This window comes from Spirosoma terrae (assembly GCF_010435915.1).
GTDB lineage: Bacteria > Bacteroidota > Bacteroidia > Cytophagales > Spirosomataceae > Spirosoma > Spirosoma terrae.
Window position 1 is genome coordinate 162635 of sequence record NZ_JAAFZH010000013.1, and the last position, 15619, is coordinate 178253.

Here is a 15619-nt window from a genome sequence, read left to right on the forward strand (position 1 = left end):
ATTGGCATCGATTATAGGTTTATACCGTGGCCAGTTTTTCAAGGAAAACAAATAGGATTACATCGCCCTTTCTCTGACAAAATGGGGCGTTTTGTATCCTTTTTTTTTATCTGATTAAGAATTACCTTGCTAGTTGTATACAAATTCTATGGCCTTAACTCTCAAATGCTTTATTATTGACGATGAGCAGCCAGCACGCGCCGTTCTGGAAAAGTTCATTCAACGCGTGCCTTTTCTTGAGTTGGTCGGTCAAAGTTATAATGCAGTTGATGCGTTGTGGGAGATTAAACAGGTTCAGCCCGACCTGATTCTGCTGGATGTAGAAATGCCTGAAATGACAGGTATCGAGTTTTTACGGGCCCTGGGCAACCCTCGTCCTCAGGTAATTATGGTGACGGCCTCTCCGCAGTACGCTGTTGAAGGTTTTGAGCTGGAAGTTCTGGATTATTTACTCAAACCTGTTGCTTTCGACCGGTTTCTGCGGGCTATCAATAAAGCCGTGAGTAAGCTGCAGCCATCGGCCCAACCAATGGTTGGTTTACCATCCATTCCCGCCCCCTCTGTTAGCTTCACGCCCGAACCTGTACCTGCTCAACCAGCAACTGCTAACTTTTTTCTGGTTAAAGAAGACAAAAAACTAATTAAGGTAGTGCCTGAAGACATCCTTTTTGTGGAGGCCATGAAAGACTACCTGACCATCTATTTACCGAACCGAACGATTGTTACCCACATGACAATGACCAAGATCGAAGAGATGCTGCCTGCTTCTCAGTTCCTGCGGGTCAATCGATCGTACATTGTCCGAAAAGGCGCGATTCGGGAAATAGACGGCAATTTGATTACAACAACTGACGGAAAACGTGTGCCGATTGGAGTTACTTACCGGGAGTCTGTATGGAAGGCCATGAAAGAGAACCTGATGTAGCTTCTCCCCAAACGGATCTGGTCAACCGGGCGTTTGCGCTAGTTAGTCGGCATGTACGTTTTTTTCGTATTGCAGGACGGATTCTGGCCGTAAGTCTGATTATTGGTGTAGGTTTGGGAATGGCTTCGCTGTCAGTTGGCAACGACTGGCAGGCCTTTACCTGGCTGAGTACCAATTTAGTAACGCAGCATCTGCTCATCTATTACCTGGTGGGTTATTGGCTGTTGCCGCGTTTATTCTACAAACGTAGATTGGGATGGCTTACTTTTTTTATCCTACTCGGCTTCTGGGGCGCCTACCTCGTCAATACATCTGTTTTTTACGCCGTTGATCCTGTTACAACCCAATCGATTCGCTACGTTAACCGGATCCGATCCTTACTCGACGGCCAGGGGCTATTCGGCTGTTTTCTGTCGTTACGTTTATTTCTCTGGAATTTCGTCTTCAGTATTTTCCCACCGTTTATTTTCCTGGCTGTCAAACTCATCAAGGACACGATTGTTCTTCGTCAGCAGCAGTTCCAGTTGCAGCGAAACCGACTGTTGCTCGATCGGAACAATGCCATTCTAAAGCAGGATTTTTTAAAAGCGCAGGTTAGCCCTCACTTTCTGTTCAATACGTTAAACAGCATTTATTCCCGTGTAGTAAACGTCGACGATGCAGCAGCTGACATGGTACTTCGTCTGGCTGATCTTATGCGGTATAATCTCGACACGGCCAGTGCGCCAATGGTTTTGCTGGAGCAGGAAATCGATTACCTCAAGAGTTATATTGTTCTCGAACAGGCACGGCACGGACAACGGCTTTTTGTCGATCTGGATATAAGCGGAAACCTTGCCGACTACCAGATAGCGCCCCTGTTGCTGGTTACGTACGTCGAAAATGCCTTCAAGCATGGGATCAAATCAGGGGCAGACGGTGCCTACGTTCTCATCAGGATTGTTCTGGAAGCCGACACGCTGTTCTTTGTTGTCGAAAACTCGATTAGCCAGGGACCAACGGTAGTGGTAGCCAAAAAATCGGGGGGCGTAGGTCTTCTCAATGTCCGTAAACGACTGGCCATTTTATACCCGGATCACCACAGCATCGAACAGGACGTTACTGACCAGTATTACCGCATCACCCTACGTATTGATCTGCTCAGAAATAACACCGCCACGTCGTATGTCAACCCGGCTCCTTTATGACTAGCATAGACTATCCCGCCGTCATTGCCCGACTACCGCGCCGTATTTTTATCTGGCTACTCATCACAGGATTTATTGTTCTTGTGGAGGCTCCCTTGTTCAAACCAGAGGAGCAGTCTTATTTCTGGATCATTGTTTTACTGACGGTTAGCCTGAGCCTACTCATTTATGAACTATATGCTCACTGGCTTTTTCCCAGCTATTTGTATTCCGGACGGCTGTTCTGGTTTTTTCTCCTGTCGGCGGGCGTTTTCGTCCTGATTTACGGGTTAGAATATGCAGGTTACCCAGTTATCCAGCGATTTGCGAAGATTCCCGAACGTCTTTTATCGAAGGAAACGTACCGTCAGCTGAACTATTGGTTTCTTGTTCATAAGGCTGGAATCGTTGGCTGGTCGTACAGTATGCAGGCACTTGGCATTGTTCTTGGCGGCCCTTACCTATTTGCCGGACTTTTTTTGTTTGCCCAGCTGATTGGCCATTACTTCTCCCAGCGCCAGCAGAGTCAGCAAACCGAACTTGATAATCTACGGATCAGTAACGAAAATAAACTACTGGAGCTCGAACTGCTAAAAGCCCAGCTCAATCCCCACTTTTTGTTCAATTCGCTCAACAGCATTTATGTCCGCGTTATTGACGTCGACGAACCTGCCGCCGACCTGGTGCTACGTCTGGCCGAATTGATGCGCTACAATCTGTACGAAGCCGACGCCCAGACCGTGACTCTCGATCAGGAGCTGGACTATATCGAAAACTATCTCCAGCTCGAACAAGCACGCCATGGACAGCGACTCGAAATTCTGTTTAGTAGCGAAGGAGATTTTAGCCGATTGATAATTGCTCCTCTCATTTTACTGGCCTTTGTTGAGAATGCATTCAAGTATGGCCTGGGAGGTACCCAGCAGGGGGCTTACGTGTGGGTTGAAGCTCATCTGGAAGAGACCAACACGCTGGTTTTTACCGTTCAGAACAGTATAACCACCACCACGAACAGGCTTGCAGCAGAGCGGCAGGCGGGCGGTATAGACCTGCCCAACGTGCGTCAGCGCCTTACCATTCTTTACCCCGGTGCGCACCGGATCGAAACCGAACAGTCGGCGGACAGCTACTCCATTTCGCTCTACATTACGCTCATTCCCTTATCATCAGACCAGGGTTAAATCTGACCGCTACACAGGGCTGTATTTCATTCGTCTATAAAAATCGATCATTCATCGAAGACTGCCTGTTCATCGGTCTAAATTAGTTGATTACACCCTCTGCAGGCTATTACCTTTGATTCATCAACCAAGCCGGTTGCCACTCAAGAATCCCTAATCATACACAATTTAACCATCAATAGCCATGCAATCTCCAGCTCAAAACAACCGCCTGTCTGTTAAAGTACAACGTGTCGTTAACCTGAATGCAGTAGGCACAAGCACCGCATCGACCAAGTCTGGGGTTCTCTGCGATTTATTCACTATTGGCACCGGTCGCTAATGATCCATTCCATTAACTGCTCACTGATCAACTACGATGAGAGCAGCCAGGCCTTACTTCAACAATATATTCGTCGGGCTGGTTGTCGGGAGTTTTCCTGGCCAGCCAGCCCGATGAAATACACTGACGAGAATAGCCCACTTCTTCATTCAGACTTAATTTTCCTGCACCTAACCTCTCCCGAAGAGGTAGTGCAGACCGAATTGGTATCGTTGCTCAGGCAGCATTCAGGCGTAGTCATTACATCGCCGTTTCCCAGGCATCAGTTTCTGGATCTTTTCATCCAACCGTTCGCTTTTTTGGCGGAGCCTTTTTCGTTTGCTCAATTCAACAAATGCTTAACCGCATATTATCAGTTAATTCAACAATAAAAACTATATATTTTTTTTATTAACAATATACATTTCCATTAAACATATACTGTAGAAATAAATAAATTAGAGGGTTACACCAGCCTTTCTGATTTATGATTCAATCTTTAGACTTTTTTGTACTACGGCGCCCTGTTTTTCCGATTAACTCGCTTGATGCATTTTATCAGACCATTCGGAACAATCCAGACGCCCTGTCCAACATACTTCGAAACTGGTACAGCAATCCTCTTCAGCAACAGGCACTAGAAACAGCCTCTCCTCAGCTATTTGGTCGGGTCCAGCGGTGGTTAGCTGGCGAAACCCTCTCCGACGAAGCCAAAATCGTTGCTACGTTATGGAAGTACTTGATCAGAATGACGACCCGCAGTACACCCTACGGTCTGTTTGCCGGTTGTTCGATTGGGTCAATTGGTGTAACCTCCCAACTTCAGGCAGGCTTATCCGACGATACGATTCCACACATTCGTCTGGATATTGATTATCTTCAATCGATTAAAGACTGGTTATTAGCTCAACCTGACATTCGTCAGCAACTCCGCCTATATACAAACTCTACGCTCTACCAGGCTGGCAATTATTTCCGATTCATCGAACAGCAGCTGGATACTACGGGTCGAACGTACTTCATCAGTGCTGTTGGTAACGATGCCTTGCTCGCCGATCTATTTACCTATGCTCAACAGGGCGTTACGAGCAGCGAAATCACCAATTTTCTACACGCCCGATATCAGGTCTCGGCAGAGGATGCGACCCTCTATATCAATGAACTGATCGAGAGTCAGTTATTGGTATTTGATCTGGAACCGTCGCTGACTGGCGAAGACTACCTCAGCAAGATGCAAAACCGGCTGAACGACCTTGTCGAATCAACGACTGTTACGTATTCCCAGTGGGTCATTGAGGAAATTGGCCACTTACTAACAAGTCGCCCTTTCAGGCTTCCTCCTCTACTGAAGCATCTGGAAGAAAATCAGATAAAATTAACGGGCTCAGACCCTATACAGATTGATACTTTTTTTTCCAATGATCACTGTCAGCTAAGCACTCGCTGGTTCGCTACGTTCCAGCGACAATTGAAAGGACTATTGGCGCTCAATCAACCTTTTCAAAGCAACGATCTCGACGACTTCAGGCATCGGTTTTATACCCGCTACGAAGGAGAAGAAGTGCCGCTGGCTCTTGCGCTGGACCATGAAATGGGCATCGGCTATGGCAACCAGTCGACGCTGGGCGTTGGCAGCGCTCCCATGATCGACAGTTTATCGCTGCCCGGCGCTCCTTCGGCGCAGTCGACAACATCGCTGACCACCTGGCAAACATTTCTGCTCAACCGCTATACAGAAGCGCTACGGTATAATCAGGAAGAAATTGAATTAACGGATAAAGACCTTCAGCATCTCGATCAATCGCCTGCTACGTTACCATCCAGTTGTTACGCTTTTGGGAGTCTGCTGGCTACATCGGCGCAGGCCATCGACAACGACGATTATCTGTTTTTGCTAAAAGGATTTCGCGGCCCGTCGGCGGTTAATCTGATGAGCCGGTTTGGCGATTCCAATCCCGATCTGGCCGAACGGATCAAAGCCTGCGCTCGTCAGGAAGAAGAAAGCCACCCCGACGTTATCCTGGCCGAAATCATTCATTTCCCAGAGTCGAGAGCAGGTAATATTCTGACCCGACCTACCCTGCACCGCTACGAAATTCCGTATCTGGGGCAGGCATCGGTAGCTCCAGAGTACCAGATTCCCTTATCAGACTTATATCTGTCGGTGCGTAACGACCGACTGGTGCTACGTTCCAAACGACTCAACAAGCGGGTTATTCCGCGGTTGTCGAATGCGCATAATTTTCAGGGCGGGCTACCCGTTTATCAGTTCCTCTGCAATCTTCAGTATCAGGATGCGTATATGGATGTTCGCTGGAATTGGGGCATACTGGCGCAACAGGCGTATCTGCCCCGCGTACGTTACCAACGTATCGTTTTGAGTCGTGCTACGTGGCAGATTACGGGCAGGCAGTTTGCGCTCGGCAACCTGCTACGTTTCCGGGAACAACTCCGAGAACTTGGGTTGCCTCAACAGTTTATGATTGTCAATGGCGATAACGAGCTTCAGGTTGACGTGGACGTAGAGGCCTCTGTTCGGTTACTGATTCAGGAACTGCGTCGAGGCTTAACGCTGCGACTGGCCGAGTGTTTAACCACCATCGACCGCTGTCCTGTGCAAGACACAAACGGTCATGCGTTTACCCACGAACTGGTGCTCCCATTCCAAAATCCATCGGCGCCACGGTACTTACCGTTTGACTCAACAACCTCAGATTGTCCACAACGTCGGTTTTCGGTAGGCAGCGAGTGGCTTTATCTGAAAATTTACGCGGGCGAAAAAGCATCGGACAGCTTATTGGTCGATGCCTTGTATCCGGCCATTCAGGAGTTGATCAATCAACAGATTGTGCAGAAATTTTTCTTTATCCGATACAAAGATCAGGACCCACATCTGCGGCTACGTTTCCAGGGAAATCCGTTTATTGAGTTTTACCACTACGTTATCCGGCGTATTGAGAAAGCCCTTCAGCCTTACGTGCAAAGTGGCGTTGTTCATAAGATGCAGACCGATACGTATCAGCGCGAACTCGAACGATACGGTATGCAATCCATTGAAACCTGTGAGCATATTTTCCATCACGACAGCTTGACAACACTCCAGTTTATGAGCCAAACGGGCGAAAGTTTCGACGAAAATCTACGCTTTGCGTTTGCAGCCCATAAGGTCGATCGACTGCTTAAAGGACTTAATGTATCCATTGATGACTGCTACGACATCATTGGCCATCTGAAAGAACGGTTCTTTGCTGAATTTCATGGCGATGCTACGCTACGTCAGCAACTAAACGACCGCTTCAGAACGTATAAACCACTCCTTGAGCAGGCCCTAAGTCGTCCGTTTCCGCTGGCGAACGGGTTGGAAAATTGGGCCGAACAGCAGCAGCCTCTGTTAACAATACTTAGTCAGACCGACCAGTCATCATCCCAATTCAAAAGCCTTGCCGGAAGCCTGATCCACATGATTCTCAACCGATTATTCCCGTCCAAACAACGGGCCTACGAACTGGTGCTGTATCACTGTCTGGCCAAATTATATGCGTCACAGCGTGCTCGTCAGCAACCGACGTCTCAACCGATAGCAAGGTCCTAAATTATTCGAAGAGCGAATGAGTTAGTCGGCAGACTTATTGAAATCAGGGATTTGAAGGGCGAAATTTGATCATACCAAAACCCCTGATAGCCATGAAAAACGTTAACCGTACCAAACAAAATCGCTCAATGTCGTTTGCCAACGATCTGTACCTCGATGAAACCGACGGCATTTTCGACGACAACTGGATTGTTTCTGCCAATGATCTGTTTGGCTCATTCATTCCCGGTAGTAACGAAGCGGATCTTCTCACATTTTACGACCAGGCCGCATGACAAACCTTGACTCAACAAAAAGCTCCTCAGATCATAGTTGAGGAGCTTTTTGTTTGTAGCCTGGCCGGGCTAGCGTTCTAGCGTCTACGTCCGGGTGAATGGTGAATCAATACGGTCTATACCCGAACGTGGACGTCCAGGCTACTCGATTTCCAGCACCAGTTTACCGGTATTTTGTCCGCCGAATAATTGTCCCAGCAACGTAACAAAGGTATCGACGCGACCCGTTACCAGATGAACATCGGAACGGATCGAGCCTTCCCGAATCCAGCCCGCGATTTCGGTACGGGCGTCGGCGAACTCGTCGTAATAGTCGATACCGACAAAACCTTCCATCCGGGCGCGGGTCGAAATGAGCGTTAGGTAATTGGCTGGTCCGCGCATAAACTGCATATTGTTATACTGCGAAACGGCACCGGATATAACAACGCGCCCTCGTCTGGCCATCAGTGGCAACGCCCCATTCAATACGTCGCCACCGACATTATCGAAAAAGACATGGATACCATCCAGACATAAGGCCGCCAACTCATCGCGCCAGGTTGGTGATTTGTAGGACAAACAGGCATCAAACCCAAACTCCTGCTCAACCAAACGGCATTTTTCCTCGGTGCTGGTCACGCCAATAACCCGACAGCCAAACCGTTTGGCGATTTGTCCGGCCAGACTACCAACGCCACCCGCAGCCGCTGAAATCAATACCGTTTCACCCGCCTGAATCTGCCCTACCCGTAGCAAACCAAAATAAGCCGTCATGCCGGGAAGGCCCAATGCACTCAGATAAGTTGGCAACGGAGCCAGGTTTGGGTCAATCCGGTACGGTTTGTTTCCATAGTCGGGTTTGGTCAGATGCTCTTCGGTCAATAAGGCATACTCCTGTATACCCAGATTCGTATACAGATGCTCACCAACGCTATAATTGGGATTGCGTGATTCAATGACTACGCCCGTTCCCAGCGCACGCATAACAGCGCCGACGGGTACGGGATTGATGTATGATTTCCCGCCAGCCATCCAGCTTCGCATAGCCGGATCGATGGATACGAAGCGGTTTTGCACCCGAATTTCATTGACTCCCAGCGACTGAAAAGGCTGTGTGTCTACAACGAAATCCGTTGCTTTAGGAAGGCCAAGCGGCCGATTGATGAGTCGAACCTGCGTGTTTTGCATAAGTACTAACGATTAATGTCAACTTCTCTTCTACCAAATGCTAATATTGTAGGGGTTCATGTAGTGGTAAATCTGAAGGATTTGGCAAGTCTTTACACCCCTAAATCCCCTAAAGGGGACTGCTTGGCAAGTCTAGGACCAGTCCCCTTTAGGGGATTTAGGGGTGTAAAGACCTAGATTGTACTAGAGTTAAAGTCCTTTTACCCCCTCTCCCAAACTGGGAGAGGGGGCAGGGGGCAGGGGCGGTCGGCCGCTGCCGTGAGGGATTTATAGAAATTAATTCGGGAGTAAATCGTTAAGCGTTTTGCTACGTTTGTCGATGCCCCAGTTTATGAACAGTCCCAGATAATAGAACCGCTTGGCCAGTGGCATCACAGCCTCCCGTGAATTGAGCGATGTGTATTGATAGCCAAATACCTGCTGACTACCCAGAAGATTATTGGCCGAGAACGCAAGCGTGGTATTGGCTTTGCCCAGGTGCGTCAGATACGCAATAGTAGCGCCAACGTTATGATAAGCCGATGTCTTATCTGTCATGAACTGATCAGCCAGCCGGTTTGGGTTGTAATAGGGACGACCCGATGCAAACGTGTAGGTCATGCCAATGTTGAGGGGGATGGATGGGATCAATACGTTCACCACCGTAGCGGCTGTATGTGTAGCCGCAAAATTGGGCTGAGCCAACACCGGATAGTTCAGATACTGCCGTTTTGTATCGAGGAATGAGTACGACACCCAGTAGTTGACGTTTGGCAGGCGATTATCTTCCTTCCAGAGCACCTCAAAGCCACGTGCATAGCCAGTTCCGGTCGAGCTGGTATCGGGAGTAGTACGTAGCAGATGGCTGTACGTTTTCTGGTAGAGTTCGACCCGCAACAGCTGGTTGGTACGTACCATCTGATAGCTGGCGATGTAATGTGTAGCCTTCTGAAAACGTAGGTTGTCCCGATTGCGGTTTGTAATCAGATAATCAAAGGTTGGTTGCTGGAAAAACTGGCCGTAGCTAAGCGTCAATTTATGGGCTTTCGCGGGGGCATATGATAACGCGACACGTGGAGCCAGTGCCATACGATTGATGGACGAAACGCCTTCGGCACGCAGACCAACCCGAGCGCTGACGGTTCGGCTAATCGATAGGTTACTTTCGGCAAAAAGTGCTCCGTATTGCTCCGTTAGATAGCGCGTTGGTGCATAGCGATTCTGCTGAGTCAGTTGCTGGCCCGTATTGGTCAGTACGTGATCCATGCCCAGGTATAAATCGGAGCCTCTGCCAATCGACCGGCGAAACACAAGTCGGGTATTATAGACCTGCTGTTTAATCTGCCGGGAACGTAGCAGCGATGTTTCTCCTTCCAGCCGGGGCAACGAGTCGATGGAAGCCGTATTATCAGAAATGCTGGCCCCAAACCCGGCGTTCATAGTCCAGTTTTTACCGGCACTACCTGCATACGATACACTGATGAATCCGTTGCTACTCAGCAGACCATATTGAGCGGTTCGGCCGGACGTCGGTTGTAAAAACTCGACGTTGTTACGTCCTATCGTTCCCAGAACCTTCAGCGCGCCTTTATCGCCAGCCCGATATTTCAGATGAAACAACCCATCAAGATATTCCGGCCCAGCCGTGAAGGTCCGACGTTGCGGAACCACGCCGTAGTACGGGCTCATGTTGGTATACGTAATAGAACCGCCCGCCGATAGTTTTTCGGGACGTATTACCCGATTCATCTCGATCATAGCACCCGTTGTACTGACGTTACCGCCAATCGATGACTTTGTCGCTACGTCGTTCGTTTCCAGAATCAAAGCCGACGAAAGCGCCTGTCCGTACAACGCCGAATAGCCACCGCTACTGAAGAAATTCCCGGAGAATAATTCGGGCGCAAAGCGACCCCGCTGCGATACGTCTGGGCTACCGTTGTAGAAAAAGTTGTTCGCCAACAAGCCATCGACATACACCTTCGTTTCGTCGCTGGTTCCACCCCTCACAAACAGACCCGTCGCATCTGATGTAGCCTGCACGCCTGGCATGGTCCGGATACCGTTGGCGATATCGGCATTGCTACCGCCCATTGCCCGTACTTCCAGCGCCCGCAGACTGGGCAAACCACCCCGACCCAAGAAGTCTGTTTTCTTACTTTTCACTGTGACGCCATCCAGATTTATGGACTCTTCGCTCAGAATAAACTTCAGCGTCACCTGCTTCGTGGTATCACTAATCATAATCGTCATGGGCTGGTGCGCAAAGCCGAGCATCTGGGCTACCACTTTTACCGAGCCGCGTCCATCGGTGGTGAACGAGAAATTACCATCGGCGTCAGTCGTAGCCCCCGCATACGAGTTCAGAATACCGATATTGGCGTTTTCGAGTGGTTTCATCTGCGTATTGAACACCTTTCCCCGAATAACAACCTGGCTCCAGGCCGGTACCGCCAGCAGCAACCCTAGCAGGATTATGTGTAGTTGTCGTTTCATGTCTTTATGAAATAGTTAGATAGCTCATCAAGCGAAGCAGGATTTCCATAGCCACCTGCGTAGTCAGGTCAGTTGAGTCGAAGTCGGGATTGGCTTCCACCAGATCGAATCCTACAATTTGCTTATCCGGCAAGAGTTTAGCCAATAGCTCTCTGACCTCGTTCAGCGAAAAACCTCCCGGTATGGGCGTAGCGGTTCCGGGCAATACAGTCGGATCTAAAACGTCTACATCGAAGGTGACGTAGTACGGTACGTTGGTGGGCAAGTCGAAGAGTTTACCATTTCGCAGCTGCTCACTAACCTGATGACACCAGTAAATGTGTTGCTTAGCCTGTGGTTTACTGCCTGCATTGGCAAATCCGCGAATACCGAATTGATAGACTTGCTTCACATGCTCCAGCTCCAGGCATTTCGTCATGAAATTACCGTAGTGATGGACCTTGCCCCAGTGATTGATGGTGTCGTAGCGTGAGCTATACGTATCGGTATGGGCGTCAAAATGAATGACGTGTAGATCAGGATATTGCTCGGCAGCCGCCTGAATAAGCGGAAAGCTAATCGAATGATCGCCCCCGATAAAAGCCGGTATTTTTCCTGATTGAAATAACCGACGGGCTATCTGATGAATTTTAGCGTAGACAAACGCTGTCGATTCGTTCGAATTGACGAACAGGTTGCCATAATCGACCAGTCGGCTATCGCGAAACAGCGGTTGCAGTCGGGTAGCCGTCAGTTCGTCGAAGAGCAGAAAATCAGCACCTTTCAGCAATAAATTATTGTTCTGACCGAACTCCCGGATCGACACGGGGAATCGGGCCCCGCCCATCGATTTACCATTTCCCTTGCCAAACGGAATGCCAACAATGACTACCTCGGCACGCTCATGATAGGCATCGACGCCGAAAAGTCGATTCTTCACCGCCACTACGTCGGCCGCAAACCGCTCCCATCCATCTGCGCTCGGATCAATCAGCAAACCGTTCCGTTGCAGATAAGCGACTGCCTGTTCGAGCTGATCGTTATCGATATCAATTTCGTCAAAAAGCGCGTCGATGGTGGCGGGTTGTTTGAAGAAATTCAGTATCGTCACAATAGCCGGACTAACTTCGTAGCTCTTGCCACTAATCATGTTGGCGACTGTGCTTTTACCCGTCTGGTTCGACAACGTAATGTCAAGATAAGGCGACTTCACCAACAGCAGAGAAACAGAAACGTCGGTCATCATGGCAGCAGGAGTTTATGAATGAGCGAATCGACGGCGGATTGCGGAGCGGATAGCATCCCGGCTTTGGCGGGCATATCCGACGGAGAAGTAAGCAAACAGTCCGACCGTTAGCGATGATTTCAGAAAAGGCTCGGCCGAGCAAACCGAAAAATCCGTTATAAACTGATAAGCCGACTGTGGGTAATGCAGCACAACGTCGAAGAATGTTTTGAAGGCAAACACAAAGAAGTACACCAGAAACCATAACCGTCCCAGGCTATACACCAGCAGAAACGGATTTTTCAGGTCGATAACAGGATCGTTAGCATTGGCTGGCTTTCGGAATGCTGGGACAACTTTAGCCGCCAGTTGCCGAATATAAAGAGCTGATTGACGGCGCAGATTGGGCAACGAAAACAGATCGCTGTAGATCCAGTAGCCGTCGAATTTCAGGAAAGGAATCGTATTGACAATGAGCGTTGCTACGTTGAGTTGAATGAGGTAGCGAGACGTATTGACCTGATCAAAATCGCCAAAGTGACTGACCAGATAACCGATTAAGAGCAGGTTGATGAGCAGTTGAAAATAAATACCGCCCAGATTAACGATGGTACGTTTATGTTTTCCGAGTCGCCACACTTCCGTTACGTCGGTATAGAGCACCGGAAATATCAGGTAAAGGCCTGCGCCAATTTCTTTGGGTTTGATTCCGAATCGATACCCAGCCGCAGCGTGGCCGAGTTCGTGAATCAGGAGAATGCACAAGACGACGGGATAGAAAACAAGCATGTGCCAAAGCCCACGGTCACAATCCCCCGACGCCAACGTAGTGGCATTATGATTCTGAACGTAGTGATCCAGAGCCAACAGTTCGTTCATCAGGTAAACGTTAGCGCCTAGTGCGGCCACCAACGTAGTCCAGAAGAAGGCGGGAGAAAAGAGGTGTTGAATAATCCGAAGCAGCCAGGCATATTGATGAAACCGCAGCAGCGTATAGCGGGCGTAAATATTGCCGAGTGCTGGGCTGTCGGCCGATTTGGCATCGGCTTTGGGCGCATCGAAAACACCCATCGGCCGGAGTTTTTCTTCAATCACTCGGGCTACATCATCGGCGGCAAACTGAGTGTCTGTCTGACGGGCGTTCAGCGTCTCGCTGATTTGCTGATACGTCAGTTTTTGGCTAATTCCCTCCAGGATAAGGTAAACAAACTCCCCGACTTTATAGGGCCGTCCGCTAACGGTAAGCAAAAACTGTCGGTTGGAGTCCGAGCGCTCCATCTCTTCGATCCGGAACGAGTCGGTTTCTAAGGCGATCATAGTAAAGTCGGTTTAGGGAAAGTTTTCACGGGGCCGCCCGTGCAGTTTATAGTTTATGGTTTTCGGTTTATAGTTTTCAGTGTGCGAAGCGTAGGAGAAGTGCTGATGCGTTAGCCAACTATAAACTGAAAACTATAAACCGCACGGGCGGCCCCGTGAAAACTCATTTTACACAGCTGAGACCTTTACGTCATTGTCGCTGCAACGGGCCGAATCAGCGGCAGCTGCGGTTGTTTCAAAGCGCTCTTCAAGTTCTACGATTGTCAGTACGTCTGTTGTGTTATTCATGATTGTTTTTGTTTTGAAAATTTGACGAATTGATAAGATTGACGATTTATTATTGGCCTATTCGAGAATCCATCCCAGCGAATACACCCTTACAGCGTTTGCAAACCATTGTGGCTACCTGGATGAGGTATTTCCCGAATAGGCCCAGGCAATTGGAGAATGACTAGACAGCCTTTACTTCGACGTCGTTGCCACTGCAACGGCCCGAATCGGCAGCGGCTGCCGTTGTTTCGAAACGCGCTTCGAGTTCAACAATCGTTAATACTTCTGGCTGTGCAATTGCGTTGCTCATGACTGATTTTTGATTTAAGATGAACGTTTGATTTTGTAATTGACTTGTACTGACAGATTCCTATAGCGTCTGAATGCGGTTATGGTTACAACGAGCGGAGTCTAAAGCGGCTACCGTCGTTTCGAAGCGTTCCTCGAGTTCAAGAATCGTTAGCGATTCGTCGTGGTAAACAGGCATACTTTCCATACACGACGTTTACGCTAGTAAAGGACTTCCATACCCGGAGGAGGAGCTGGCGCATTCACTTTGATCGTGTTGTTGCTGCAACGTTCGGTATCGGAAGCAGCTACCGTTGTTTCGAAACGTTCTTCGAGTTCAACGATGGACAGAGCTGATGCTAACAAGGACGTTTTCATCGTTTTTGATACGTTACAAAGGATTGATAACCTAGCAGTTGGGAATCAAAACTGATGGAGACTTAATTCTCAGGCAAGTTCTAACAGACGAGTCCCGAAGGGCAACAACTCATGCGATGGAGTGTGCGATGCCAGCTGATGGATGAACTGCTGATGAGGCTACCTGAGAAAGTCCGTTTTCGGCGCACTAAACAGCTACCGTAGCCGGTACTTTCACGGTGTTGTTGCTGCAACGGCCCGAATCATCAGCAGCTGCGGTCAGTTCAAAACGCTCTTCAAGTTCAACAATAGACAGAGCAGAAGTAGGAAGTTGTGTGTTCATGATTGGTTCAGTTTTAAACGTTTTTGGTTTATAGTTTTCCGTTTTCATGGGGCCGCCCGAGCGGTAGCTGACGCAAGACCGCTTCGCGACCGCTCGGGCGGCCCCGTAAAAACTTTTTTTACACAGCCGACACCTCTACCGTGTTGCCGCTGCAACGAGCTGAATCGGCAGCTGCTGCGGTGGTTTCAAAACGTTCTTCGAGTTCAACAATTGATAGAGCTGGAGTAGAATCTTGTGTGTTCATGATTGTTAGAAAAAGATGATTAGGTGAAAAAATATATGGTCAACTAAACGAAAGGTTCGCGACTGCCTCTCCGCCGTGCACAGCGTTTTTTAGTTCTTCGTTTATCGAACGGTCAGTAGTATACGTAAACCGTTCGGGATTGTACCAGCGTCGTTATTAAGCGACAGCCAGTGCATTTTCCTGTACCTTCTGAGCAACCTGTTCGCTCAGGGTATTCAGGTTTTGGAATGCTTCTTCGCCTAAATCGGATGGCATCAGACCAAATTCTTCGGCTAGGCGAGAAGCAATTTCCAGGATAGCTAGCGAATCCTGGATAACACCTGGATGATCTTCGGTTCCGAAGAAAGGTGTTTCGTTGGTTAATTCGACGGGGGCACCATCAGCCTGTAATACGTCGATTACGATGTCGCGGATACGGTCCTGGATGTTTGTGTGAGCTGACATGAGTGAAAAGAGTTAAAGGGTGAATAAATGATTGGTTCTGGCTTGGTTGTGAACGAATTACTGAGAC

Annotated in this window: 16 protein-coding genes; 7 read left to right on the forward strand and 9 right to left on the reverse strand. The window is 48.8% G+C overall.

The window, feature by feature from the left end:
• Positions 1 to 148: 148 nt before the first annotated feature.
• From GK108_RS23415 to GK108_RS23445, 7 genes are all read left to right on the forward strand, one after another.
• On the forward strand, positions 149 to 925 hold the full coding sequence (locus tag GK108_RS23415; protein ID WP_163953733.1) for a LytR/AlgR family response regulator transcription factor: 777 nt from the start codon (positions 149 to 151) through the stop codon (positions 923 to 925).
• Positions 895 to 2112, forward strand: coding sequence for a sensor histidine kinase (locus tag GK108_RS23420; protein WP_163953736.1), 1218 nt, complete (start codon positions 895 to 897; stop codon positions 2110 to 2112). Before GK108_RS23415 ends, GK108_RS23420 begins: the two co-directional genes overlap by 31 nt.
• Positions 2109 to 3272, forward strand: a complete 1164-nt coding sequence (locus tag GK108_RS23425; protein WP_163953737.1) for a sensor histidine kinase — start codon at positions 2109 to 2111, stop codon at positions 3270 to 3272. The genes GK108_RS23420 and GK108_RS23425 overlap by 4 nt, the downstream gene beginning before the upstream one ends.
• 184 nt (positions 3273 to 3456) lie before the next feature.
• Positions 3457 to 3594, forward strand: a complete 138-nt coding sequence (locus GK108_RS23430; RefSeq protein ID WP_163953739.1) for a hypothetical protein — start codon at positions 3457 to 3459, stop codon at positions 3592 to 3594.
• Positions 3594 to 3965, forward strand: coding sequence for a hypothetical protein (locus GK108_RS23435; protein ID WP_163953742.1), 372 nt, complete (start codon positions 3594 to 3596; stop codon positions 3963 to 3965). Before GK108_RS23430 ends, GK108_RS23435 begins: the two co-directional genes overlap by 1 nt.
• A gap of 95 nt (positions 3966 to 4060) precedes the next feature.
• Positions 4061 to 7165, forward strand: coding sequence for a lantibiotic dehydratase (locus tag GK108_RS23440; RefSeq protein WP_163953744.1), 3105 nt, complete (start codon positions 4061 to 4063; stop codon positions 7163 to 7165).
• Between the two features lie 92 nt (positions 7166 to 7257).
• Positions 7258 to 7440 carry a hypothetical protein gene (locus GK108_RS23445; protein ID WP_163953746.1) on the forward strand — a complete coding sequence of 61 codons (183 nt, stop codon included), beginning with the start codon at positions 7258 to 7260 and terminating at the stop codon, positions 7438 to 7440.
• A gap of 141 nt (positions 7441 to 7581) precedes the next feature.
• On the opposite strand, the gene GK108_RS23450 is transcribed toward GK108_RS23445, so the two are convergent.
• The 9 genes from GK108_RS23450 to GK108_RS23475 all read right to left on the reverse strand — a co-directional run bounded on the left by GK108_RS23450 (position 7582) and on the right by GK108_RS23475 (position 15552).
• Complete coding sequence (locus GK108_RS23450) at positions 7582 to 8610, reverse strand: NADP-dependent oxidoreductase (RefSeq protein WP_163953748.1); 1029 nt, start codon at positions 8608 to 8610, stop codon at positions 7582 to 7584.
• A 276-nt stretch (positions 8611 to 8886) separates the two neighbouring features.
• Positions 8887 to 11085 (reverse strand): TonB-dependent receptor, encoded by a 2199-nt coding sequence (locus tag GK108_RS23455; protein ID WP_163953750.1) that lies wholly within the window; start codon positions 11083 to 11085, stop codon positions 8887 to 8889.
• Between the two features lie 4 nt (positions 11086 to 11089).
• The gene (locus tag GK108_RS23460; protein ID WP_163953752.1) at positions 11090 to 12310 is read right to left on the reverse strand and encodes an arginase family protein; all 1221 of its coding nucleotides are present in this window, start codon (positions 12308 to 12310) and stop codon (positions 11090 to 11092) included.
• A gap of 12 nt (positions 12311 to 12322) precedes the next feature.
• Positions 12323 to 13606 (reverse strand): M50 family metallopeptidase, encoded by a 1284-nt coding sequence (locus GK108_RS23465; protein ID WP_163953754.1) that lies wholly within the window; start codon positions 13604 to 13606, stop codon positions 12323 to 12325.
• Between the two features lie 451 nt (positions 13607 to 14057).
• On the reverse strand, positions 14058 to 14186 hold the full coding sequence (locus GK108_RS31425; RefSeq protein WP_262887454.1) for a hypothetical protein: 129 nt from the start codon (positions 14184 to 14186) through the stop codon (positions 14058 to 14060).
• 200 nt (positions 14187 to 14386) lie between these two features.
• On the reverse strand, positions 14387 to 14542 hold the full coding sequence (locus tag GK108_RS23470) for a hypothetical protein (RefSeq protein ID WP_163953755.1): 156 nt from the start codon (positions 14540 to 14542) through the stop codon (positions 14387 to 14389).
• A gap of 187 nt (positions 14543 to 14729) precedes the next feature.
• Positions 14730 to 14864, reverse strand: a complete 135-nt coding sequence (locus tag GK108_RS31430) for a hypothetical protein (protein ID WP_262887455.1) — start codon at positions 14862 to 14864, stop codon at positions 14730 to 14732.
• Positions 14865 to 14982: 118 nt separating this feature from the next.
• On the reverse strand, positions 14983 to 15108 hold the full coding sequence (locus tag GK108_RS31435) for a hypothetical protein (RefSeq protein WP_262887456.1): 126 nt from the start codon (positions 15106 to 15108) through the stop codon (positions 14983 to 14985).
• Between the two features lie 156 nt (positions 15109 to 15264).
• Positions 15265 to 15552 carry an acyl carrier protein gene (locus tag GK108_RS23475; protein ID WP_163953757.1) on the reverse strand — a complete coding sequence of 96 codons (288 nt, stop codon included), beginning with the start codon at positions 15550 to 15552 and terminating at the stop codon, positions 15265 to 15267.
• Positions 15553 to 15619 lie beyond the last annotated feature (67 nt).